The sequence below is a fragment of the Streptomyces sp. NBC_01216 genome (assembly GCF_035994945.1).
Classification (GTDB): domain Bacteria; phylum Actinomycetota; class Actinomycetes; order Streptomycetales; family Streptomycetaceae; genus Streptomyces.
Map to the genome: position 1 here is coordinate 5841770 of NZ_CP108677.1, position 23235 is coordinate 5865004.

Sequence of the window (23235 nt, forward strand, 5' to 3'; positions counted from 1 at the left end):
CGCGTCGTGATGACAACCGTGGTGGTGGCGGTGGCTACCGTCGTGACGACCGTCCTCGTGATGACCGCCGTGATGACAACCGTGGCGGCGGTTTCCGTCGTGATGACAACCGTCGTGATGACAACCGTGGTGGTGGCGGTGGGTATCGCGGGCGTGATGAGCGTCCGTCGTTCCCCCGTGACGACCGCCGTGACGACCGGCCCCGCGGCCCCCGTCGTGATGACAACCGTGGCGGCGGCGGTGGCTACCGTCCTCGTGATGACCGCCGTGACGACAACCGTGGCGGCGGATTCCGTCGCGATGACAACCGTGGTGGTGGCGGTGGGTATCGCGGGCGTGATGAGCGTCCGTCGTTCCCCCGTGACGACCGCCGTGACGACAACCGTGGCGGCGGATTCCGTCGCGATGACAACCGTGGTGGTGGCGGTGGCGGCTACCGCGGCCGTGACGACCGTCGCGATGACAACCGTGGTGGTGGCGGTGGGTATCGCGGGCGTGATGAGCGTCCGTCGTTCCCCCGTGACGACCGCCGTGACGACCGGCCCCGCGGCCCCCGTCGTGATGACAACCGTGGCGGCGGTTTCCGTCGTGATGACAACCGTGGTGGTGACAACCGTGGTGGTGGCGGTGGCTACCGTCGTGACGACCGTCCTCGTGACGACCGCCGTGATGACAACCGTGGTGGTGGCGGTGGGTATCGCGGGCGTGATGAGCGTCCGTCGTTCCCCCGTGACGACCGCCGTGATGAGCGTCCGTCGTTCCGTCGCGACGACCGTCCTCGTGACGACCGGCCCCGCGGCCCCCGTCGCGATGACAACCGCGGTGGCGGTGGCGGCTACCGCGGCCGGGACGACCGGCGCGATGACAGCCGGGGCGGCTACCGCGGCCGGGAGGACCGGGGTGGCTACGGTCGCCGGGACGACCGAGACCGTGACAGGCCGGAGCGCGCGCCCATCAAGCGGCTGCCGATCCCCTCGGACGTCACCGGCGAGGAGATCGACGCGGATGTGCGCCAGGAGCTGATGAGCCTGCCCAAGGGCCTCGCGGAGGACGTCGCGCGCAACCTCGTCATGGTCGCCAATCTGATCGACGAGGACCCCGAGCAGGCCTACGCGTACGCTCGCATCGCTCTGCGGCTCGCCTCCCGCGTCGCCGCCGTCCGCGAGGCGGCCGGCTTCGCCGCGTACGCGACGCAGAAGTACTCCGAAGCGCTGGCCGAGTTCCGGGCGGCGCGGCGGATGACGGGCAGTGTCGAACTGTGGCCCGTCATGGCCGACTGCGAGCGCGGCATGGGCCGGCCCGAGCGGGCACTGGCGATGGCCGGTGAACCCGAGGTGCAGAAGCTCGACAAGGCCGGGCAGGTCGAGATGCGGCTCGTCGCCGCGGGTGCCCGTCGGGACATGGGACAGATCGACGCCGCCATCGTGACCCTCCAGAGTTCCGAGCTGGCGTCCAGCGCCGTCCACCCGTGGACCGCGCGGCTCCGCTACGCCTACGCCGATGCCCTGCTGGCCGCCGGTCGTGAGCGTGAGGCCCGCGAGTGGTTCGCCAAGGCCCTGGAATCGGACAAGGACGGCGCCACGGACGCCTCCGACCGCCTCGCGGAGCTGGACGGAGTCGAGTTCGTCGACGCGATCGACAAGCTGGGTGACTCCGAGGACGTCATCGGAACCGGCACCGCGGACCTGGAGCCCGCCGAGGACGCGGAGTCGGAGGAGAGGGACCTGGAGTCCGACGGGGACGACGTGGCGGACGACGACGCGCCGGCCGACTCCCTCGTCACCGAGAACGACGCCGACGGCGAGCGGCCCGCCGCCGCCCCGGTCACGGACGGCGCGGCCGACGACGCCACGGGCGTGGACGGAGACGCGGCCGGAGACGCGGACCGCGGCAACTGAGTGGGCGCGTGAGGAAGGGCGGCATCCCGATCGGGATGCCGCCCTTCCCTGTCTTCGGGGTCCGTTCCCCCGGCTCAGTCCAGCGCCAGGCTCCTGAGCACCAGACCCGTTGCCGGCTTCGGACCGAACGAGGTCGACTTGCGGGGCATGGTGACGCCCTGACGGGCCAGGTCCCGGACGACCTCCTCCCGTACCGGATGCATCAGGACCGCCGTCCCGCCGCGGCGTTCGGCCTGGACGACGGCGGCCTCGGTGTCATGGATGTAGCTGATGTCCTCGGGGGCGTCGGGGATGCGCCAGACGTGCTCGAGCAGGGTGTCGTGCAGAACCGTGGCATCCAGGGTGCGCCAGGCCGCGGGGCGGTCCGTGCGGATCGTCCGGGCGAGGAGCTCCGGCGCCGGCCGGTCGACGAGGTGGAAGGCGCCGTCCCCCGCCAGCAGGAAGGCGTTGCCTTCGGCCGCCGCCTCGGCGAGAGCCGCCAGGGCCGATGAGCGCGGTCCCTCGACCCGCCGGACGCGGAAGTCGCCCTCCAGGGCCGCCAGCGCGTCCGCCACCGGAAGGCGGTGGAGAAGCCGATGGATGGCGCGGACCCGCAGCGGGTAGCGGGCGGTGTCGATCAGGAGGACCAGGCCGTAGTTCCACGGGCTCGGGGAGACGTGCTCCTCGCGCAGCCGCAGGTACGTCGCCCAGCGGTGATGCCCGTCGGCGATGAGGGCCTGGTGCCCGGCGAGGTCCGCGGCGACCACGGCCAGTTCCGTCGGGTCCGTGATGGCCCAGAGGCGGTGGCTGAAGCCGTCCTCGGTGGTCGTGGCGAGCAGCGGCTCACTCCGGACGGTCCGCTCGATGACCTGGGCCGCCGCGTCGCCGTCGCCGCGGTAGGTGAGGAGCAGCGGCTCCAGATTGGCCGCCGTGGTCCGCATCAGCGCGGCGCGGTCCTCGACGATGTGCGGCATCACGTCCTCGTGGGGGAGCACGATGCCTTCGTCCGGGCCGGACAGTTCCAGGGCCCCGATGACACCACGCTGGAGGATGCCGTCGCCGCTCTGCTCGTACACGTACAGCGCGGGCTCCGGGTCCGGGGCGAGGACGCCGTCGGCCAGCCAGCGGTCCAGGGTGACGGCGGCCTTGCGGTGACGGGTGCCGGCGGTGATGGCCTGCGGAAGGATCAGCCGGACGATGTTGTGGGGGTCCGAGGACTCCAGGTGGTGCAGTCCGTCGGGCCGTACGACGACGTCGTACGGAGGTGAGGTCACGGCGGCCAGGCTGCCGACCCGTTCGGGCACGTAGCGAAGCCCCCGGAACGGGACGAGACGCAGACCGTCGGCGCGGACGTCTTCGGCCGCGGGACCTGAGGTGTTCATTACGCAATCGTAAGTGCGAGGTGGCAATGAGCGATGATCGGGGGGCAGAGCGGGTACCGCGCGGTGATGTAGAGGAGTACGAGGGCATGGGTGACGTGGGCCGGGGTCGGCAGAGCAGGAAGCGGCCGGGCGGCAGCGCACGGGCGTTGCACGAGGCGTACGACACGGCACTGCTCGATCTGGACGGTGTGGTGTACGCGGGCGGTGAGGCGATCCCGCACGCGGTCGACGCGCTGGGCGCGGCGCGGGACGGCGGGATGCACCTCGCGTACGTCACCAACAACGCCTTGCGGACGCCGGAGGCGGTGGCGGCGCATCTGACCGAGCTCGGTGTGCCCGCCGCGGGAACGGATGTCATCACCTCGGCGCAGGCGGTGGCCCGGCTGATCGCCGACGAGGTGCCGGAGGGCGCCCGGGTGCTGGTGATCGGCGGTGAGGGGCTGCGGGTGGCGCTGCGCGAGCGCGGGCTGGAACCGGTGGACTCGGCGGACGACGACCCGGCGGCGGTGGTGCAGGGGTACGGCGGTCCCGAACTGCCGTGGGCGCGGTTCGCGGAGGCGAGCTACGCCGTGGCGCGCGGCGTGCCGTGGTACGCCTCGAACACGGACCTGACGATTCCCGGCGCGCGGGGGATCGGGCCCGGGAACGGGGCGGCCGTGGAGGTCGTGCGGATCGCGACCGGAGCCGAGCCGAAGGTGGCGGGGAAGCCGCTGCCCCCTATGCACCGTGAGACGGTGCTGCGGACCGGTGCCGAGCGGCCGCTCGTGGTGGGTGACCGGCTGGACACGGACATCGAGGGCGCGTTCAACGGGGGAGTCGACTCGTTGCTGGTGCTGACCGGCATCACGGACGTGCCCCGGCTGCTCGCGGCGGTTCCGGAGCACCGGCCGACGTACGTGGACGCGGATCTGCGGGGACTGCTGTCCGGGCAGCCCGAGGTCGCCGACGCCGCGACGGCCGGCGGGTTCGCGTGCGGGGGCTGGACGGCCTCGGCGGACGCGGGAGCCCTGGTCCTGGAGGGCACGGGCGACGCCATGGACGGTGTCCGGGCTCTGTGCGCCGCGGCCTGGACCGAGGCGGGCGCCGGCGCCTGCGGTCTGGACGCGGAGAAGGCCCTCGGTCGCCTGGGGTTCTGAGCGGACCCCCGCGTCCCGGACGGCCGGGGCGGAGCCGTCTCCGTTGCCGCGCCGCCGCCTCCCGTCCGTACCGGCGAGCGCACGCGAGGAGGCGGACCCCCGCGTCCCACGAGGTTGGCAGGGTAGGCTAACCTAACCGAATCGTGGGGTGTGTCGGGGCGTCACCGGGACACGGCCGAGTGGAACGTCGGGAGTACGGGCATGAACGGTCAGCCTCAACGGCTCAGCGCGGATGCGGTCACGCTCGCCTACGACCGGCGGACCATCGCCCGTGACCTCTCCGTCGCGATACCCGATCACTCCTTCACGGTGATCGTCGGACCCAACGCCTGTGGCAAGTCGACCCTGCTGCGTGCCCTGTCGCGGATGCTCAAGCCGTCCGAGGGGCGCGTCCTGCTGGACGGGCAGTCCATCCACACCCTGCCGGCCAGGAAGGTCGCCAGGACCCTCGGCCTGCTGCCCCAGTCGTCCATCGCACCCGACGGGATCACCGTCGCCGACCTCGTGGGCCGGGGACGCTACCCGCACCAGGGTCTGTTGCGGCAGTGGTCCTCCGAGGACCAGCGGATCGTGCGGGAATCGATGGCGGCGACCGGCGTCGGCGAGCTGGCGGACCGGCACGTCGACGAGCTGTCCGGCGGACAGCGCCAGCGGGTGTGGATCGCGATGGCCCTCGCCCAGCAGACCCCGCTGCTCCTGCTCGACGAGCCCACGACCTTCCTCGACATCCAGCACCAGATCGACATCCTCGACCTGTGCGCCGAGCTGCACGAGACGCGGGGACGGACTCTCGTCGCCGTCCTGCACGACCTGAACCAGGCCGCCCGCTACGCCACCCACCTCATCGCCGTACGCGACGGAGCGGTGGTGGCCGAGGGCGCGCCGTCCGACATCGTGACGGCCGAACTGGTGGAGCGGGTCTTCGGCCTGCGCTGTCAGGTCATCGAGGACCCGGAGACCGGCACGCCGCTGGTGGTTCCGGCCGGACGCGGGGCCCGCGCCCGGCAGATGCCCGAACCGCTGCTCCGGGCGTGAGGCCGCCAGGACGCCGGCCGTTCGTGTCCGCCGGCCTGGGCGTGCGCTTCCGCCGGACGTACGCGTCCGGCGGGCCCGCCCTCAGAGCAGTGACCGCAGCCGCAGCAGATCGCGGAAGCCGGCCTCCAGCCGGACACGCCCGGACGCCCATGCCTTCGCGAAGTTCAGCTCCCCGCCGACCATCGCCACGAGGTCGTCGCCCGTCATCGCCAGCCGGATCTGCGCCTTGCCCGGCGGCGGGCCGACCACCGTGTCCCGGACCTCGATCCGGCCGTCGGAGAGGCGGCCGGTGAACGTCGTGTCCAGGTCCGTGACGTGGCAGCTCAGGGTGCGGTCGAGCACGGCGGCGCCGCGTACCTCGCCGTCCGCCCGCGCCAGGTTGTCCGAAAGCCTGTCGAGTGCGTCGCGGCACTCCGTGATCGTCGCCATCGCGCTCGACCGTACCTCAGGGCTTCGCGATAGCGTCGGGGCATGAGCGACCTGAATCCTGCCCCGGAGGGCCCCGGGACGTCTCCGGGGGGCCCCGGGACCTCCCCGGAGGGCATCGGAACCGGCCCGGGGGCCACCGGGGCCCCCGCGTCCGGCGACGGGGCCGGACCGGAGCACACCGGCGACGCCGAGGACGGCCCGGTGGCGGGGGCCCGCGGCCCCGGCAGGGACGGCACGGCCTTCGAGCCCGCCGCCCCCACCCCCCTCGGCGTGGAACGCGTCCCCACCGGGCATCCCCGGGTGGACACGCTCCTGGAACGTCTCGCCGACGCCGACCACCTCGCGGCGGACGGACACCTGGAGGTGTACGAGGATGTACACCGCGGGCTGCGCGACGAACTGAACTCGCTCGACGCCGCCCGCCCGGGGCCGGGCCCCGCCCCCGATCCGTACGATCACAGGAGCTGAACCGAACGTGGCAGGAGTGGCACGCCGCCGTCTCGACGCCGAGCTGGTACGCCGCAAGCTCGCGCGCTCGCGCGAGCACGCCGGCCAGCTGATCGCCGCCGGGCGGGTGTCCGTCGGCAAGACCGTGGCGACCAAGCCCGCCACCCAGGTCGAGACCGCCGCGGCCATCGTCGTCGCGCGGGACGACGACGACCCCGACTACGTCTCGCGCGGGGGGCACAAACTGGCCGGTGCCCTCGCGGCCTTCGGCCCCCTCGGACTGCGGGTCGAAGGCCGGCGGGCACTGGACGCGGGCGCCTCGACCGGTGGCTTCACCGACGTGCTGCTGCGCGCGGGCGCCGCACCAGTGGTCGCCGTCGACGTCGGCTACGGGCAGCTCGCCTGGTCGCTCCAGAGCGACGAGCGCGTCATCGTGAAGGACCGGACGAACGTCCGCGAGCTGACACTCGACCTGATCGACGGGACCCCCGTCGACCTGGTCGTCGGCGATCTCTCCTTCATCCCGCTCGGTCTCGTCCTTCCCGCCCTCGCGGGCTGTACGGCGCCCGACGCCGACCTCGTGCTCATGGTGAAACCGCAGTTCGAGGTGGGCAAGGAGCGACTCGGTAGCGGCGGCGTGGTGCGCGACCCCGAGCTGCGCGCCGACGCGGTACGGAACGTGGCGCGGCAGGCGTCCGCCCTCGGACTCGGCGTCCTGGGCGTCACGGCGAGCCCGCTGCCGGGCCCGTCGGGCAACGTCGAGTACTTTCTGTGGCTGCGGGCAGGGGCGCCCGCACTGGATCCGGCGGATGTCGACCGCGCCGTGGCGGAAGGACCTCGTTGACCTCAACTACCGCACCCTCTGCTCCCCGTACCGTCTTCCTGCTCGCACACACCGGCCGGCCGGCCGCCGTGCGCAGCGCCGAACTCGTCGTCCTCGGCCTGCTGCGCAGCGGGATCGGCGTGCGTGTCCTGGAGGCGGAGGCGGCCGATCTGCCGCTGCCTCCGTCCGTCGAGACGGTCCCGGAGGCATGCAGCGACGCGCTCGAAGGCTGTGAACTGCTCGTGGTGCTCGGCGGTGACGGGACGCTGCTGCGCGGCGCCGAGTTCTCCCGTGCCTCGGGCGTGCCGATGCTCGGCGTCAACCTGGGCCGTGTCGGCTTCCTCGCGGAAGCCGAGCGTGACGACCTCGACAAGGTCGTGGACCGGGTGGTGACGAAGGCGTACGAGGTCGAGGAGCGCATGACGCTCGACGTCGTCGTGTACGAGAACGGCGACGTCCTGCATCGCGACTGGGCGCTCAACGAGGCCGCCGTGCAGAAGGTCTCGCCGGAACGGATGCTGGAGGTCGTGTTCGCGATCGACGGGCGGCCCGTCACCGGGTTCGGCTGCGACGGCGTGATCTGTGCGACGCCCACCGGCTCGACGGCGTACGCGTTCTCGGCGGGCGGTCCCGTGATCTGGCCGGAGGTCGAGGCACTGCTGATGGTGCCCATCGGAGCGCACGCGCTGTTCGCCAAGCCACTGGTGACGACGCCGGAGTCGGTGCTCGCGGTGGAGGTCGAACCGCACACTCCGCACGGCGTGCTCTGGTGCGACGGACGCCGGACGGTCGAACTCCCGGCCGGTGCGCGGGTCGAGGTGCGGCGGGGGGCGGTCCCGGTGCGACTGGCCCGTCTGCACCACGCCTCCTTCACGGACCGGCTGGTGGCCAAGTTCGCGCTGCCGGTCTCGGGGTGGCGGGGCGCGCCCCGCTGAGAGGCTGTCGGGTGGCCTTCGGCCGACAGGCTCTGAGCAGGTCCGCGCTCCCGCGCGGCGTCTCCCCGGGGAGGCTCGCGCGGAAGGCCCGCGGGGGACGGGTCCGCGGGCCGGCGGCACGGGCGCCCGCTGGGCCCGGAGAGAGCGACGCACGCCGTCCGGCACCTCGCGCCGTGGTGCGCGGGCCCCGGCAGGGCCTGTCCGGTCCGGGCGGTGCCCGCCGCCGTCCTCCGGGTCGCCCACTCCGACGAGTGACACGGACACCGCCGACCTGGGGTTTCGCCCGGTTCCGGCAGGGGCCGTCGCACAGCGGTGCCCGGACCTCGTAAGGTCTTCCCCGTGTTGGAGGAGATGCGGATACGGTCGCTCGGGGTCATCGACGACGCGGTGGTCGAGCTGTCGCCCGGTTTCACCGCGGTGACGGGTGAGACCGGTGCGGGCAAGACCATGGTGGTGACCAGCCTGGGGCTGCTGCTCGGCGGGCGGGCCGACCCTGCCCTGGTACGGATCGGCGCGGCGTCCGCCGTCGTCGAGGGGCGGATCAGTGTGCCCGAGGGCGCGTCCGCCGCCGTCCGGGCCGCGGAGGCCGGTGCCGAGCTGGACGACGGCGTCCTGCTCGTCAGCCGCACGATCTCCGCCGAGGGACGCTCGCGGGCTCACCTCGGCGGACGTTCCGTGCCGGTCGGACTGCTCGCCGAGCTCGCCGACGAACTCGTCGCCGTGCACGGCCAGACCGACCAGCAGGGCCTGCTCAAGCCGGCCCGGCAGCGCGGGGCGCTCGACCGGTACGCAGGCGAGGCCGTCACCACGCCGCTGGCCGCCTACGGGGAGGCGTACCGACGGCTGCGCGCCGTCGTCGCCGAACTGGACGAGATCACCACCCGTGCCCGTGAGCGGGCGCAGGAGGCCGATCTGCTGCGTTTCGGCCTCGCCGAGGTCGAGGCCGTCGAACCGAGGCCCGGCGAGGACGTCGAGCTGGCCGCGGAGGCCGAGCGGCTCGGGCACGCGGAGGCCCTCGCCTCCGCCGCGGCCCTGGCACACGGCGCGCTGGCCGGGAACCCCGAGGACCCCGAGGGCGTCGACGCCACGACCCTGGTCGCGGGCGCGGGGCGTGCGCTGGAGGCCGTACGGGCGCACGACGCGGCACTCGCCGCGCTCGCGGACCGGATGGGGGAGATCTCCATCCTGCTGGCCGATGTCGCGGGTGAACTCGCCGGGTACGCCGACAACCTGGACGCCGACCCCTTGCGGCTCGCGGCCGTCGAGGAGCGGCGCGCGGCACTGACCCAGCTCACCCGGAAGTACGGCGCGGACGTCACCGGCGTCCTGGCCTGGGCCGAGGAGAGTGCGGCCCGGCTGGCCGCACTGGACGGCGACGACGAGCGCATCGGCGAGCTGACGGCCGAGCGCGACGAGCTGCGCGCGGGACTCTCGGGCCTCGCGCAGGCGCTCACCGACGCCCGTACGGAGGCGGCTGCCCGCTTCGCGGAGGCGGTCACCGCCGAACTCGCCTCGCTCGCGATGCCGCACGCGCGGGTGTCCTTCGACATCCGTCAGACCGAGGCCGCCGACGAGGCGTCGGGTGTCGAGGTCGGCGGCCGGTCCGTGCTGTACGGGCCCTCCGGCGCCGACGAGGTCGAGCTGCTGCTCGCTCCGCACCCGGGCGCGCCGCCCAGGCCGATCGCCAAGGGGGCCTCCGGCGGTGAGCTTTCCCGTGTGATGCTCGCGGTCGAGGTCGTCTTCGCCGGGACCGACCCGGTGCCGACGTATCTCTTCGACGAGGTCGACGCGGGTGTCGGCGGCAAGGCCGCCGTGGAGATCGGCCGCCGCCTCGCCAAGCTCGCCAGGTCCGCGCAGGTCGTCGTGGTCACCCATCTTCCGCAGGTCGCGGCGTTCGCCGACCGGCAGCTGCTGGTGGAGAAGACCAACGACGGCTCCGTGACCAGATCCGGCGTGACCGTCCTGGAAGGAGAGGACCGGGTGCGCGAACTGTCGCGGATGCTGGCCGGCCAGGAGGACTCCGAGACGGCCCGGGCTCACGCGGAGGAGCTCCTCGCGACGGCGCGCGCGGACCACTGACGGAGCCGCCCCGCCGGCCCGCGACGCACCACCGGCCGCTTCCGCGACCGGACTTCTCCGGAAGGGGACGCCTCGGGCCGTACGGGTCGGCGTGTGCCGGACGGGACGACGACGAAAGGCCCCGGAACGGTGGGACCGAGGGGGCGCGGGGGACCTGTCGGGGCGGCCCCGGTGGTCGCGGCCGTCGGAAAGCGTGATCGCCGGTCCGGCCGTCCACGCGGGGCGGCGCTCGTCACCGCGGCGGTGTACGGAGACCGGATCAGCGCGCTGGGGCGCTCACCCATGTGAGTGATAGCGGCGGCGGAGTTGGGGCGTCGGACACGGGAACGAAGCCACTTCGGTCCCGGAACGTGCGTACGGACTGGCATCCTTGGGCGCGTGACACAGCTCCGTACGGTCCAAGTGCTGGGCGGCGGCAGCGCGGGCAGCAGCGCTCACGTCCGATCACTTGCCGCGGGGCTCGTGGCGAGGGGCGTGCGTGTGACCGTGTGCGCCCCGGTCGAACTCGACCGCGCCTACGACTTCATCGGTGCCGGCGCGCACTTCGTGCCCGTACCCCGCCGCAACGACCCCGCGACCGTGGCCGCGTTGCGTGGCGCCTGCTCCGGCGCGGACATCGTGCACGCGCACGGCCTGCATGCCTCGGTACGGGCGATGCTGGCCCTGGCGGGCGGCGCGCGGACGCCGTCGCTCGTGACGACCTGGCACACCCGCAACCAGGTGGACGGCGCGCGCGGCGGGCTGCTGCGGCTCCTCGAACGCCGGACGGCACGGGCCGCCACCGTCGTCCTCGGGACCTCCTCCGAACTCGTGGAGCGGGCGCGACGCCGCGGCGCGCGCGACGCCCGGCTCGCCCCGGTGACCGTTCCGGTCTCCCGCGCCCCGGTGTGCCTCCACGACGGCAAGGCGCGGGCGGAACTCGGGGCGGTGGACCGGCCGTTGCTGATGGCGGTCGGCGCGCTGGTACCCGGCCGCGGATACGGAGTCCTCCTCGACGCGGCGCGGGAGTGGCGGGACCTCGACCCGCAGCCGCTGCTCGTCATCGCGGGAGAGGGGCGGGAGCGAGCCCTCCTGCGGCGGCGGATCGAGACCGAGGAACTCGGTGTCCGGCTGATCGGCAGCCGCGACGACGTGGCGGAGCTGTTGGCGGCGGCGGACGTGGCGGTCCTGCCTTCGCGGTGGGAGGCCCGCTCGCCGCTGGCACAGGAGGCGCTGCGGCTCGGCGTGCCGCTGGTCGCGACCGCCGTGGGCGGGGTGCCGGAGCTGGTCGGTGACGCCGCCGAGCTGGTCCCCTGGGGCGACGCGCACGCCCTGGCGGAGGCGGTACGCGGCCTGCTGGACGATGCCGACCGCCGGATGGACCTCGCGGCGGCGGGCCGCGTCCAGGCCGGCACATGGCCCACGGAGGACGAGACGATCGCGCACGTCCTGAGCGTGTACGACGAGTTCTCGGGCCGCTGAGAGCCTGTCGGGTGGCCTCTGACCGGGCGGTCACGTCCCGGCAGGCACGCTGTCGGCGTTGGCGGGACGCCCCGGTAGCTCCGCTACAGCGGTATCCCGGCGCCTTGGGATCGCACTCACCAGGCCGCGTCCGTCTTTTGATCGAAGGTCACCCGACAGGCTCTGAGAGACCGGGGTCCGCCCCTCGCGACGCCGCTCAGTCCGTGTGCCGCCGGGCCCGCAGGGCCAGCGACAGGGCCAGGACCGTCTGCGGGTCGTCCAGGTCGGTGCCCAGGAGTTCCGAGATGCGGGCCAGTCGGTTGTAGAGCGTCTGGCGGTTCAGGTGGAGTTCGCGGGCGGTCTCCGCCTTCCGCCCGGCATGGGCCAGGTACGTCTCCAGGGTGGGCAGCAGCGGCGGGCGCGAGGTGCGGTCGTGGTCCCGCAGCGGTCCGATCGCCCGGTCCACGAAGGCCGCCAGGTCCGGATGGTCCCGCAGCCGCCACAGCAGCAGGTCGGTGTCCAGGCGCCGGGCGTCGTACCAGGGTCGGTCGCTCAGTCCCTGTGCCGCCGTCGCTGTCTCTCCGGCGTGCCGCAGCGATGCCGACGCCGCCGCCCAGCCGCCCGCGACACCCACCACGACCACCGGCGGGTGGCCACCGGACCGTCCCAGGACCCCACCCCCGGGCGCGCCCAGCCCGGCCCGATCCACGCCTGCCCGCAGCGCCGCCGCCACCCGGTCGGCCACCGCCGTACGTTCCGACTCCGACCGCAGGCCCAGCAGCAACGGCACCCGGCCCTCCACCGGGCGGACACCCAGCAGTACGGGAACGCCCACCGAGGACAGCTCCTCCAGCACCGCCCGGGCGAGCAGTGCCCAGTTCCCTGAAGGGGACAGCTCGGAGGCCAGTCGCATCACCACCGGCAGCAGCGGGCCGTCCCCCGGCTTGAAACCGAGCACCCGTGCCTGGGCGGGGGCGTCCTCGGCGGTGATCCTGCCCTCGGCCAGGTCGGTCAGGAAGTCCCCCCGGCCTCGCGCCGCCAGCTCCTCCTCCTGACGTGCCTGCATCAGTACGACCGCCAGGATTCCGGCCGCCCGCTCGGCCGCCATCCGGTGCACGGAGGAGAGGGGCGCGGAGACCGCGAGGAGGACCAGGCGGGCGCGGACCGAGCCGGTGCCCGGTCCCCCGCCCGGCACGTCCACGAGCACGGCGCCCGTGGGCGGCCCCGCCTCGCGGGCCGCCCGCTGGCCGCGCAGGCCGTCCCACACCTGCAGGGGGTCCGCGGGGGCGGTGTCCGAGCCCGCCGCGTAGAGCAGCTGGCCGTCCGGAGTCTCCAGGAAGACGGGATTGGCCGTGAAGTCGGCCAGGATCCGCAGGACCTGGGGCACCCCGCCGCCGCCGAGCAGTGCCTCGGTGCACTGCCGGTGCACCTCGTCCGCCTGCCTCAGCAGCGCGTAGTGCCCGTTGACGATCTCGGTGTGGATCTCCTCGGTGACCGTCACGAACGGCACCTCGCGGTGCAGCTGGACCAGTGGGAGGCCCGCCGACCGCGCGGTCTCCACGATCGTCCCCGGCAGGCGCGAGAAGCGCGGGCCCAGCTCCACCACCAGGGCGGCGATACCCCGGTCCGCCAGCCGGCGGACGAAGGCGCGCTGCTCGGCCGGTCGGGTGCCGAGCCCCAGTCCGGTGGTGAGAAGCAGCTCGCCGCCCTTGAGCAGCGACGCGATGTTCGGCACCTCGCCGGCGTGCACCCAGCGGACCCGCCGGTGCAGTCGGTCGGCGCCCGCCACGACCTCCGGGAGCCCACTGCGGAGACCGGGCAGATCGAGCGCCCGCTGCACGGTGATCCCGCCCTGACTGTCCATGGAGCCGGACGCTACCTCCGTCCCTGTTCCGGCGACATCACCCCGCGGGCGCGAGACTCGACGGTTCGTCCAGCGGGGCGACAACTCGTCCACTCCGGGCGGTACTTCCGGGACCGGATGTCGCGTGTGTCGTCCGTCACGGCCGGGTCCGTCCGCCGGAGTCCCGCCGTCGGTGAGTGAGGCACGGAGGCCGGCCGGTGACCACCGGGTCCGGGCCGGACGACCCGCCCGGCCCGGACGAACGGCCGCGCTCTCAGCTCAGCACCGGTCGGCCGAAGGGCACCCGACAGCCTGTCGGTCTCAGTCGGCGGGAGTGATGTTGTGGTTGAAGCGGAAGACGTTGTCGGGGTCGTACGCGGCCTTGACCGCGGCCAGCCTCCGGTAGTGGTCGGGGCCGAAGCCGGAGACCAGCCGCTGTTCGCCCTCCGAACCGATGAAGTTCAGGTACACGGCCCCTGTCGACCACGGCGTGGCGTCGGCCCGCACGTCGCGGACCCACTGGACCGCCCGCGCGTCGTCCGCCGGGTCATCCCACACCCCGAAGGGGTGGACGGCCCAGGGCGCGTCGCGCCAGGGCAGGGGGTAGTCCGTCGGCCCCCGGGCCACCTGTCCGCCCATCGGGAACAGCACGTGCTGCGTACCGGACGGCACGATCATGTGGTCCGCGCGGGCGCAGAAGGCGGCGACCGCCTCGTCGGGGAACGCGGTCAGGTACTCCGCCGACCAGTAGTTCCGCATCCCCGGCGGGTCGTCGAGCATGCACTGGAAGTCGGCGTACGGCACGTCCATGACGACCTCGGCGAGCGGTCCCTGCGCGAACAGCGGTGCCGCGAACTCGCGGGCTTCGGAGACCGGACCCGCCCAGGTCACCAGGGCTCCGCAGACCAGCCCGCCCACCAGTTCCTCGGGCACGAAAGGCTCGGGCGGCGCGGTGAGGTAGATGACCCCGCCGCCGGCCGCGTCCGGTGCGGAGGCGAGCAGGTCCCGGTACGCGCGGACCACCTGTGGCCCTGCGTCGCGGTCGAACAGCAGCAGCACCACGCTGAACTCCGGCAGCGGGTGGACGCGCAGCGTCAGCGAGGTCACCACCCCGAAGTTGCCACCGCCGCCGTGCAGTGCCCAGAACAGTTCGGGGTTGCGTTCGGTGTCGGCGTGCAGGTGCTTGCCCTCGGCCGTGATCAGCTCCGCCGCGAGCAGGCTGTCGCAGGCGAGGCCGAACTTGCGTTCCAGCCAGCCCGAACCGCCGCCCAGCGTGAAGCCGCCGACACCGGTCGTCGAGGCCCGTCCACCGGTGACCGCGACGTGGAACGGCTGGCAGGCGCGGTCCAGATGCCCCATCGTCGATCCGCCGCCGAGGCGGACCGTCATGTTCTCCGGATCGGCGACGACCGTGTGCATCCGGCGTAGATCGACCACGAGTCCGCCGTCGTTGAGGGCGGAGCCGGAGACGCTGTGCCCGCCGCCGCGGACGGCGATGGGCAGACCCGCCTCGCGTCCGAAGACGACCGCGTTGGACACGTCGTCCTGGGAGGCGCACTGCGCGATCACGGCGGGCCGCCGGTCGATCATCCCGTTGAAGACGACCCTGGCCTCGTCGTAGCCGGGATCGCCCGGGACGAACACGTCGCCCGCGAGATCCTCGCGGAGCCCGGCGAGGGCACTGTCGGGGACGGTGGTGTGGGGAGCCATGGAGTGCCCCCCTTTCGTACGGGGGGACAGGACTCTCCCATCGTAGGTCCGTGTCCCGCCCGGCGCTCCTCAGCCCCCGTACGCCCCGCTCGCCGTCAGCCGCAGCGCCGTGTCGATCAGCGGCACGTGGCTGAACGCCTGCGGGAAGTTGCCCACCTGCCGCTGGAGGCGCGGGTCCCACTCCTCGGCGAGCAGCCCCAGGTCGTTGCGGAGCGAGAGCAGCCGCTCGAAGAGCCGGCGGGCCTCGTCCACCCGCCCGATCATCGCCAGGTCGTCGGCGAGCCAGAACGAGCACGCGAGGAAGGCGCCCTCGTCGCCCTCCAGGCCGTCGACACCCGCCTCCTCACCGGCGGTGGGGTAGCGCAGCACGAAGCCGTCCTCGGTGGACAGCTCCCGCTGGATCGCCTCGATCGTGCCGATGACCCGCTTGTCGTCCGGCGGCAGGAACCCCATCTGCGGAATCAGCAGCAGCGAGGCGTCCAGCTCCTTGGAGCCGTACGACTGTGTGAAGGTGTTCCGCTCCTTGTCGTAGCCCTTCTCGCAGACGTCCCGGTGGATGTCGTCGCGCAGCTCGCGCCAGCGCTCCAGCGGGCCGTCGGCGTCCCCCGACTCGATGAGCTTGATCGTGCGGTCCACCGCCACCCAGGCCATCACCTTGGAGTGCACGAAGTGGCGGCGTGGTCCCCGCACCTCCCAGATGCCCTCGTCGGGCTGGTCCCAGTGCGTCTCCAGGTACCTGATCAGCTTGAGCTGGAGCAGCGAGGCGTAGTCGTTGCGGGACAGGCCCGTCATGTGGGCGAGGTGGAGCGCCTCGGTGACCTCGCCGTACACGTCCAGCTGGAGCTGGTTGGCCGCGCCGTTGCCGACCCGGACGGGGCCGGAGTTCTCGTAGCCGGGAAGCCAGTCGAGCTCGGCCTCGCCGAGCTCCCGCTCCCCGGCGATCCCGTACATGATCTGGAGGTTCTCCGGGTCGCCGGCGACCGCGCGCAGCAGCCAGTCCCGCCAGGCGCGGGCCTCCTCGCGGTAGCCGGTGCGCAGCATCGAGGAGAGGGTGATCGCGGCGTCGCGCAGCCAGGTGTAGCGGTAGTCCCAGTTGCGCACCCCGCCGATCTCCTCGGGCAGGGAGGTGGTCGGCGCGGCGACGATGCCGCCGGTGGGCGCGTACGTCAGGGCCTTGAGGGTGATCAGCGAGCGGACCACGGCTTCGCGGTAGGGGCCGTGGTAGGTGCAGTGTTCCACCCAGTCCCGCCAGAAGTCCTCGGTGGCCTCCAGCGAACCGTCCGGGTCGGGCAGGGCGGGCGGTTCCCGGTGCGAGGGCTGCCAGCTGATGGTGAAGGCGATCCGGTCGCCCGGGGCGACGGTGAAGTCCGAGTACGTCGTCAGGTCCTCGCCGTGTGTCTCGGTCTCGGTGTCGAGCCACACGGAGTCGGGTCCGGCGACGGCGACCGTGCGGTCCCCGACCTTGTGGACCCAGGGCACGACCCTGCCGTAGCTGAAACGCATCCGCAGCGCGGACCGCATGGGCACCCGGCCGGAGAGGCCCTCCACGATGCGGATCAGCTGGGGGGCGCCGTCACGCGGAGGCATGAAGTCGGTGACCCGGACGGTGCCCTGCCGGGTGTCCCACTCGGACTCCAGTACGAGCGAGTCGCCGCGGTAGCGCCGCCGGTCGGCCGCCGGCGGGGTGGAGCCGTCGGGGCCGGCCGGGCCGATCCGCCAGAACCCGTGTTCCTCGGTGCCGAGGAGTCCCGCGAAGACGGCGTGCGAGTCGAAGCGTGGCAGACAGAGCCAGTCGACACTGCCGTCCCGGCAGACCAGGGCTGCGGTCTGCATGTCTCCGATGAGTGCGTAATCCTCGATGCGCCCGGCCACGTGCAATCTCCAGTCGAACGGCCACGTCCGCCCCGCGGGGCGCTTACTACAAGTCAGCGGTCAACTGATCGTTGACGATCGGCAGCGAGTGTCCGAGCAGGATACGACGCGCTTCGCGGGGCCGCAGCGTCGTACGGGTAACGTCGATGCTCCGTTCGGGCCAGGAGGGCTTGACGCCCCGAATGCGGCGGCGTGGCGTGGCCACGCGAGGGCGTGTCGCGGTCCGTGTGCACCCGACTGCCCCGTGTGGCCGGAAGCGGTCTCCCGCTGTCGCTGATACCCTGGTACCCCGTGGACCGGTGGGAAACGGCGAGAGCCGGAACCCCCGAAACCGCAGCGACGGCACCCCCCGATTCTTCCGGAGGGCACGCCGGAACGCACCTTCAGAACGCGACCACGGGAGCCCCCTCTTGGCGATGCCGCCCAAATCCACGACGACCAAGCACATCTTCGTCACCGGGGGTGTCGCCTCCTCCCTCGGCAAGGGCCTGACCGCCTCCAGCCTGGGTGCGCTCCTCAAGGCGCGGGGCCTGCGGGTCACGATGCAGAAGCTCGACCCGTACCTGAACGTCGACCCGGGCACGATGAACCCCTTCCAGCACGGCGAGGTGTTCGTCACCAACGACGGCGCCGAGACGGACCTGGACATCGGCCACTACGAGCGCTTCCTCGACGTCGACCTCGACGGCTCGGCCAACGTCACCACCGGCCAGGTCTACTCGCAGGTGATCGCCAAGGAGCGGCGCGGCGAGTACCTGGGCGACACGGTCCAGGTCATCCCGCACATCACCAACGAGATCAAGTCCCGGATCCGCCGGATGGCGACCGAGGACGTCGACGTGGTCATCACCGAGGTCGGCGGCACGGTCGGCGACATCGAGTCGCTGCCGTTCCTGGAGACCGTCCGCCAGGTCCGGCACGAGGTCGGCCGGGACAACGTCTTCGTCGTGCACATCTCGCTGCTGCCCTACATCGGTCCCTCCGGCGAACTGAAGACCAAGCCGACCCAGCACTCGGTCGCGGCCCTGCGCAACATCGGCATCCAGCCGGACGCGATCGTGCTGCGCGCCGACCGTGAGGTCCCCACCGCCATCAAGCGCAAGATCTCGCTGATGTGCGACGTGGACGAGGCCGCGGTGGTCGCCGCGATCGACGCCAAGTCGATCTACGACATCCCGAAGGTGCTGCACACCGAGGGCCTGGACGCCTACGTCGTGCGCAAGCTCGACCTGCCGTTCCGCGATGTGGACTGGTCCACCTGGGACGACCTGCTCGACCGCGTCCACAACCCGGAGCACGAGGTCACGGTCGCGCTCGTCGGCAAGTACATCGACCTGCCCGACGCGTACCTCTCGATCACCGAGGCCATGCGGGCCGGCGGCTTCGCCAACAAGGCACGGGTCGCGGTGAAGTGGGTCACCTCCGACGAGTGCAAGACCGCGGCGGGCGCGCAGAAGCACCTCGGCGACGTCGACGCGATCCTGGTCCCCGGCGGCTTCGGCGACCGCGGGGTCAACGGCAAGATCGGCGCGATCCGGTACGCCCGGGAGAACAAGGTGCCGCTGCTCGGCATCTGCCTGGGCCTCCAGTGCATCGTGATCGAGGCCGCCCGGAACCTCGCGGACATCCCGGAGGCGAACTCCACCGAGTTCGACGCCGCGACCGCGCACCCCGTCGTCTCGACGATGGAGGAGCAGCTCGCGTACGTCGAGGGCGCCGGCGACCTCGGCGGGACCATGCGTCTCGGTCTGTACCCGGCGAAGCTCGCGGAGGGCTCGATCGTCCGGGAGGTCTACGACGACCAGCCGTACGTGGAGGAGCGCCACCGCCACCGCTACGAGGTGAACAACGCCTACCGCGCGGAGCTGGAGAAGAAGGCGGGCCTCGTCTTCTCGGGCACTTCCCCGGACAACAAGCTCGTCGAGTACGTCGAGTACCCGCGCGAGGTGCACCCCTACCTGGTCGCCACCCAGGCCCATCCGGAGCTGCGCTCGCGTCCGACGCGTCCGCACCCGCTGTTCGCGGGTCTGGTCAAGGCCGCCGTGGAGCGCAAGACGGGCAAGTAGGCACAGGAGTTAACGTTGCCGGGGTACGGGTCCCACCAGGACCGGTACCCCGGTTTCCCTGTGTGCCGCGAGTCGTGTCTGGGAGGACGCAGATGGAGTTGAGGGACACCCCCGAGGAGTGGCGGGTCGTCGCGACGACGACGCCCTTCCGGGGTCACAAGACGAGTGTCCGCACCGACGACGTGGTCATGCCGGACGGCACCGTCGCGAGCCGTGACTACCAGGTCCACCCCGGGTCGGTGGCGATCGTCGCCCTGGACGAGGAGGACCGTGTCCTGCTGCTCAAGCAGTACCGGCACCCCGTGCGGCAGCGGCTCTGGGAGATCCCGGCCGGCCTCCTCGACGTGCCCGGCGAGAACCCGCTGCGCGCCGCCGAACGCGAGCTGTACGAGGAGGCCCACGTCAAGGCGGCGGACTGGAAGGTCCTGGCCGACGTCTACACGACCCCCGGTGGTTGTGACGAGGCGGTACGGATCTTCCTCGCGCGCGGACTGTCGGAGGCGGAGGGCGAGCGCTTCGAGGTCTCCGACGAGGAGGCCGACATGGAGTCGGCCCGGGTGCCGCTCGCCGAGCTGTCGCGCCGGGTGCTCGCGGGCGACGTGCACAACACCTGTCTGGTCGTCGGTGTCCTCTCGCTGATGGCGGCGCGCGGCGGGGACGGGGTCGACAGCCTGCGCGCGGCCGACGCGCCCTGGCCGGCCCGTCCGTTCGAGCGGTAGACCACCCGGAGGTTCCGGTGTGACCATCTGCTGATCCGATCGGGGGATCTGTCCGCCGCGCTCCGCCGGGTCGCGACCACGCCCTGAACTACGCTCGGGATCACCCGTGCGGAGCCCCCGCGGGATCGGCTCGTGCGCAGGTGGACGGGAGCGTGGCCCGTGACGGATCAGGCGGTGGCAGCGGGCGGAGTACGGCAGTTCTTCGGGCGGCAGCGGGAACTCAAGGCCCTGCGCGCCGACATCGAACGGACCGGACTCGACACCCTCGCCGGCCGCAAGGCCCCCCGCGCCCGCGTGCTGCTCATCGCGGGGCGGCCCGGGTCCGGACGGACCGCACTCGCCCGGGAACTCGCGGCCGGACTGGGGGAGCGCTACCCCGACGGGGTGTTCTCCGCCCGGCTCACCGAACCGGGCGGGGTCACCGTCCCCACCGCGCGGGTCGCCCAGGGGCTGCTCCAAGACCTCGGCGTCACCGAACCCCCGGGCGCGGGGGAGGACGAACTCGCCGAACTCGTCCGTGGAGCGCTGGCCACCCGCCGCACCGTGCTCCTCCTGGACGACGCCGTCGACGCCGAGCAGGTCGACCCCTTGATCCCGGACAACCCCGACGCCCTCGTCCTCGCCGTCGCCCGCGGCCCGCTCACCGGAATCCCCGACGTCCGGCCCTGCACGCTCGGCGGACTCGACCCCAAATCGGCCATCGAGCTGCTCACCACGCTCACCGGCTCCGTCCGCGTCACCGTCGACCCGCAGGCCGCCGAGACCCTCGTCGAGGAGTGCGGCGGCCAGCCCGCGGCCGTGGTGCTCGCCGGCGCCTGGCTCGCCACCCGTCCCAAGGCGTCCGTCGCCGATCTCGCCAAGCGGCTGCGCTCTCTCTCCGGCGACCCGCTGACCCGCGCGTTCCGACTGGTCCACGACTCCCTGGCGCCGTCCGCCGCCCGGACGTTGCGGCACCTCGCGCTCGCCCCGCTGGGCCTCGTCGACGCCCACACCGCCTCCGCCCTGGCGGGCTGCTCGGTCTCCGCGGCGAGCGGCACCCTCGACGGCTTCGTCGCCCTGAACCTCCTCACGCGGGGCGGCGACGGCCGGTACGAGGTCCCCGGACACCTCGCCCCGCTGCTGCGCGCCGAACTGGACGAACGTGACCGGCCCCCCGAGGTGCAGCTGGCCCGGGCCCGGATGCTGGAGCGGACCGTGCGGCTCCTCCAGTCCTGCCGCGCGGTCACCGAACCCGAGGGGTCAGCCGCCCGCAGGAAGCTCGCCGGGATGCCCCGCGCGCTGCGCTTCCCGGACGTTCCGGCCGCCGCCGACTGGCTGGACGGCCGCCGGCCCGTGCTGCTCGCCTCCGCCCGGCTCGCCGTCGCCGACGGCGAGTTCGACACCCTGGCCCGACGGCTGATCGCCGCCCTGGTCCGGGCGCTCACCGCGCACCGCGGCGCGCGGGCCGCGGCGCCCGAGTTGTACGGACTGCACCGGCTGGTCCTGGACGTCGCCGAGCGGCGCGGACTGCACCGGGAGCGGGCCGCGGCCCTGCTGAACCTGGCCGACCTGGACGCGGGCACCGGCCGGACCCGGGAGGCCCTCGCCCGGTACCGGACCGCGCTGGACGCCGGGCGGGCGGCGAACGACCCCTACGCGATCGGCCGGGCGATGGAATCCGTAGGCGGGTCCTACCAGGAGCTGGGGGACTGGCAGCGCGCCGGGGACTGGTACGCCCGCGCCCTGGCCCAGCGACTGGCCCGGGACGAGCGGGCCGACCAGGCCCGGCTCTACGCGCGGCTCGGCGCGGTGCAGACCTACGCCGGCCGCTACGGGGAGGCCCTGCGGCACTGGCGGGCCGCCGCCGCGGGCTGCCGCCGCGAGGCCGATCTTCCCGGCTACGCGAGGGCGTTGAGCGAGGTGGCCCGGGTCCAGGAGTACGCGGGGCGGCCCCAGGAGTCCCTGCGGACCTGCGAGGAGGCGGTGGAATGGGCGCGCCGGGCGCAGGACGTGCGGCTCCAGGCGGCGCTCCAGCTCAGACTGGCCGACACCCTGGACCGGCTCGGCGATCCGGCGGCGGCCCGACTGCACCGGTCCGCGGCGGACCGGCTCCTCCAGCCCCACCCCTCCGCCTGCGAAATCCGCAGTGCTTCTGTCGAAGATTAATGCTTTGCAAGGCTAGACAGCGGGAACTCCTTCATTAGACTGGTCTGGCCGCAATCGAACGCGGTCTGCCCCGGTGTGCTGTCATGCATATGGGTATGTATCGCTATGCCCCCAGTTTCCCCCTGATTCAAGGACCGTGATCGACGATGAAGGTCGGCATCCCCCGCGAGGTCAAGAACAACGAGTTCCGCGTGGCCATCACCCCCGCCGGTGTCCACGAGCTCGTCCGGAACGGCCACCAGGTCTTCGTCGAACGGAACGCCGGTCTCGGCTCCTCGATCCCCGACGAGGAGTACGTCTCCGCCGGTGCGCGGATCCTGCCCACCGCCGACGAGGTGTGGGCCACCGCCGACCTGCTGCTCAAGGTCAAGGAGCCCATCGCGGAGGAGTACCACCGCCTCCGCAAGGACCAGACCCTCTTCACCTACCTGCACCTCGCCGCCTCCCGTGAGTGCACGGACGCCCTCCTCGCGTCGGGCACCACCGCCATCGCGTACGAGACCGTCGAGACCGCGAACCGCGCGCTCCCGCTGCTCGCCCCGATGTCCGAGGTCGCGGGCCGCCTCGCCCCCCAGGTCGGCGCCTACCACCTGATGCGCTCGGTCGGCGGCCGCGGCGTGCTCCCCGGCGGAGTGCCCGGCACCCACGCCGGCGAGGCCGTCGTCATCGGCGGCGGCGTCTCCGGCTGGAACGCCACCCAGATCGCCGTCGGCATGGGCTTCCATGTGACCCTGCTCGACCGCGACATCAACAAGCTCCGCGAGGCCGACAAGATCTTCGGCACCAAGGTGAAGACGGTCGTCTCCAACGCCTTCGAGCTGGAGAAGGCGGTCGTCGAGGCCGACCTCGTCATCGGCGCCGTCCTCATCCCGGGCGCCAAGGCTCCGAAGCTGGTCACCAACGAGCTGGTCGCCAAGATGAAGCCCGGAAGTGTCCTTGTCGACATCGCCATCGACCAGGGCGGCTGCTTCGAGGACTCCCACCCGACCACCCACGCCGAGCCGACCTTCCGGGTTCACGACTCGGTCTTCTACTGCGTCGCCAACATGCCGGGCGCGGTGCCCAACACCTCCACCTACGCGCTCACCAACGCCACGCTGCCCTACATCGTGTCGCTGGCGAACAACGGCTGGGTCGAGGCCCTGCGCCGTGACGCCTCGCTCGCTCTGGGCCTCAACACCCATGACGGCAAGGTGGTTTACAAGGAGGTCGCCGAGGCGCACGGTCTCGAGCACGTCGAGCTCGGCACCCTCCTGGGCTGACCCCCGCCGACCCGCCGTCAAGGCGCGTCGTCAAC

The 23235-nt window shown here is 72.9% G+C and carries 18 protein-coding genes; 13 read left to right on the forward strand and 5 right to left on the reverse strand.

Going from position 1 to position 23235, the window contains the following annotated elements:
- Positions 1–9: 9 nt before the first annotated feature.
- Together OG393_RS26205 and OG393_RS26210 are read left to right on the forward strand one after the other, a co-directional pair.
- The gene (locus tag OG393_RS26205; protein ID WP_327377157.1) at positions 10–1023 is read left to right on the forward strand and encodes a hypothetical protein; all 1014 of its coding nucleotides are present in this window, start codon (positions 10–12) and stop codon (positions 1021–1023) included.
- Positions 1008–1898 (forward strand): tetratricopeptide repeat protein, encoded by an 891-nt coding sequence (locus OG393_RS26210; protein ID WP_327377158.1) that lies wholly within the window; start codon positions 1008–1010, stop codon positions 1896–1898. Before OG393_RS26205 ends, OG393_RS26210 begins: the two co-directional genes overlap by 16 nt.
- 74 nt (positions 1899–1972) lie before the next feature.
- On the opposite strand, the gene OG393_RS26215 is transcribed toward OG393_RS26210, so the two are convergent.
- Positions 1973–3259 (reverse strand): DUF1015 domain-containing protein, encoded by a 1287-nt coding sequence (locus OG393_RS26215; RefSeq protein ID WP_327377159.1) that lies wholly within the window; start codon positions 3257–3259, stop codon positions 1973–1975.
- An 86-nt stretch (positions 3260–3345) separates the two neighbouring features.
- Between OG393_RS26215 and OG393_RS26220 the strand changes: the two genes are divergently transcribed.
- Together OG393_RS26220 and OG393_RS26225 are read left to right on the forward strand one after the other, a co-directional pair.
- Positions 3346–4395, forward strand: coding sequence for an HAD-IIA family hydrolase (locus OG393_RS26220; RefSeq protein ID WP_327378554.1), 1050 nt, complete (start codon positions 3346–3348; stop codon positions 4393–4395).
- A 201-nt stretch (positions 4396–4596) separates the two neighbouring features.
- Positions 4597–5430, forward strand: coding sequence for an ABC transporter ATP-binding protein (locus OG393_RS26225; RefSeq protein WP_327377160.1), 834 nt, complete (start codon positions 4597–4599; stop codon positions 5428–5430).
- An 81-nt stretch (positions 5431–5511) separates the two neighbouring features.
- Here the strand turns inward: OG393_RS26225 and OG393_RS26230 are convergent, their stop codons facing one another.
- Positions 5512–5859, reverse strand: coding sequence for an SCP2 sterol-binding domain-containing protein (locus OG393_RS26230; protein WP_327377161.1), 348 nt, complete (start codon positions 5857–5859; stop codon positions 5512–5514).
- A 201-nt stretch (positions 5860–6060) separates the two neighbouring features.
- On the opposite strand from OG393_RS26230, the gene OG393_RS26235 reads away from it, so the two are divergent.
- The 5 genes from OG393_RS26235 to OG393_RS26255 all read left to right on the forward strand — a co-directional run bounded on the left by OG393_RS26235 (position 6061) and on the right by OG393_RS26255 (position 11604).
- On the forward strand, positions 6061–6327 hold the full coding sequence (locus OG393_RS26235) for a hypothetical protein (RefSeq protein ID WP_327378555.1): 267 nt from the start codon (positions 6061–6063) through the stop codon (positions 6325–6327).
- A 7-nt stretch (positions 6328–6334) separates the two neighbouring features.
- Positions 6335–7150 (forward strand): TlyA family RNA methyltransferase, encoded by an 816-nt coding sequence (locus OG393_RS26240; protein ID WP_327377162.1) that lies wholly within the window; start codon positions 6335–6337, stop codon positions 7148–7150.
- Complete coding sequence (locus tag OG393_RS26245; RefSeq protein ID WP_327377163.1) at positions 7147–8064, forward strand: NAD kinase; 918 nt, start codon at positions 7147–7149, stop codon at positions 8062–8064. Before OG393_RS26240 ends, OG393_RS26245 begins: the two co-directional genes overlap by 4 nt.
- A gap of 351 nt (positions 8065–8415) precedes the next feature.
- Positions 8416–10143: a DNA repair protein RecN gene (gene recN / locus OG393_RS26250; protein WP_327378556.1), complete on the forward strand. Its 1728-nt coding sequence runs from the start codon at positions 8416–8418 to the stop codon at positions 10141–10143.
- A gap of 378 nt (positions 10144–10521) precedes the next feature.
- On the forward strand, positions 10522–11604 hold the full coding sequence (locus OG393_RS26255; RefSeq protein ID WP_327377164.1) for a glycosyltransferase family 4 protein: 1083 nt from the start codon (positions 10522–10524) through the stop codon (positions 11602–11604).
- Positions 11605–11800: 196 nt separating this feature from the next.
- On the opposite strand, the gene OG393_RS26260 is transcribed toward OG393_RS26255, so the two are convergent.
- The 3 genes from OG393_RS26260 to OG393_RS26270 all read right to left on the reverse strand — a co-directional run bounded on the left by OG393_RS26260 (position 11801) and on the right by OG393_RS26270 (position 17008).
- Entirely contained in the window at positions 11801–13447 is a 1647-nt protein-coding gene (locus OG393_RS26260; protein WP_327377165.1) for a PucR family transcriptional regulator, read from the reverse strand.
- 300 nt (positions 13448–13747) lie between these two features.
- The gene (locus OG393_RS26265; RefSeq protein ID WP_327377166.1) at positions 13748–15136 is read right to left on the reverse strand and encodes an FAD-binding oxidoreductase; all 1389 of its coding nucleotides are present in this window, start codon (positions 15134–15136) and stop codon (positions 13748–13750) included.
- Between the two features lie 69 nt (positions 15137–15205).
- The gene (locus OG393_RS26270) at positions 15206–17008 is read right to left on the reverse strand and encodes a glycoside hydrolase family 15 protein (protein ID WP_442817361.1); all 1803 of its coding nucleotides are present in this window, start codon (positions 17006–17008) and stop codon (positions 15206–15208) included.
- A 416-nt stretch (positions 17009–17424) separates the two neighbouring features.
- Here OG393_RS26270 and OG393_RS26275 point away from each other — a divergent pair, with 416 nt between their 5' ends.
- The 4 genes from OG393_RS26275 to ald all read left to right on the forward strand — a co-directional run bounded on the left by OG393_RS26275 (position 17425) and on the right by ald (position 23200).
- Positions 17425–19074 carry a CTP synthase gene (locus OG393_RS26275; protein WP_327377168.1) on the forward strand — a complete coding sequence of 550 codons (1650 nt, stop codon included), beginning with the start codon at positions 17425–17427 and terminating at the stop codon, positions 19072–19074.
- Positions 19075–19166: 92 nt separating this feature from the next.
- Positions 19167–19793: an NUDIX hydrolase gene (locus tag OG393_RS26280; RefSeq protein WP_327377169.1), complete on the forward strand. Its 627-nt coding sequence runs from the start codon at positions 19167–19169 to the stop codon at positions 19791–19793.
- 159 nt (positions 19794–19952) lie between these two features.
- Positions 19953–21938: a tetratricopeptide repeat protein gene (locus tag OG393_RS26285; protein ID WP_327377170.1), complete on the forward strand. Its 1986-nt coding sequence runs from the start codon at positions 19953–19955 to the stop codon at positions 21936–21938.
- A 146-nt stretch (positions 21939–22084) separates the two neighbouring features.
- Positions 22085–23200 (forward strand): alanine dehydrogenase, encoded by a 1116-nt coding sequence (gene ald / locus OG393_RS26290; protein WP_327377171.1) that lies wholly within the window; start codon positions 22085–22087, stop codon positions 23198–23200.
- Positions 23201–23235 lie beyond the last annotated feature (35 nt).

Bases quoted from the DNA above. Each gene is read 5' to 3' on its own strand.
- OG393_RS26205 (WP_327377157.1), top strand. From the start codon at position 10: ATGACAACCGTGGTGGTGGCGGTGGCTACCGTCGTGACGACCGTCCTC.
- OG393_RS26215 (WP_327377159.1), bottom strand. From the start codon at position 3,259: ATGAACACCTCAGGTCCCGCGGCCGAAGACGTCCGCGCCGACGGTCTG.
- OG393_RS26220 (WP_327378554.1), top strand. From the start codon at position 3,346: ATGGGTGACGTGGGCCGGGGTCGGCAGAGCAGGAAGCGGCCGGGCGGC.
- OG393_RS26225 (WP_327377160.1), top strand. From the start codon at position 4,597: ATGAACGGTCAGCCTCAACGGCTCAGCGCGGATGCGGTCACGCTCGCC.
- OG393_RS26230 (WP_327377161.1), bottom strand. From the start codon at position 5,859: ATGGCGACGATCACGGAGTGCCGCGACGCACTCGACAGGCTTTCGGAC.
- recN (WP_327378556.1), top strand. From the start codon at position 8,416: ATGCGGATACGGTCGCTCGGGGTCATCGACGACGCGGTGGTCGAGCTG.
- OG393_RS26260 (WP_327377165.1), bottom strand. From the start codon at position 13,447: ATGGACAGTCAGGGCGGGATCACCGTGCAGCGGGCGCTCGATCTGCCC.
- OG393_RS26265 (WP_327377166.1), bottom strand. From the start codon at position 15,136: ATGGCTCCCCACACCACCGTCCCCGACAGTGCCCTCGCCGGGCTCCGC.
- OG393_RS26275 (WP_327377168.1), top strand. From the start codon at position 17,425: ATGCCGCCCAAATCCACGACGACCAAGCACATCTTCGTCACCGGGGGT.
- OG393_RS26280 (WP_327377169.1), top strand. From the start codon at position 19,167: ATGGAGTTGAGGGACACCCCCGAGGAGTGGCGGGTCGTCGCGACGACG.
- ald (WP_327377171.1), top strand. From the start codon at position 22,085: ATGAAGGTCGGCATCCCCCGCGAGGTCAAGAACAACGAGTTCCGCGTG.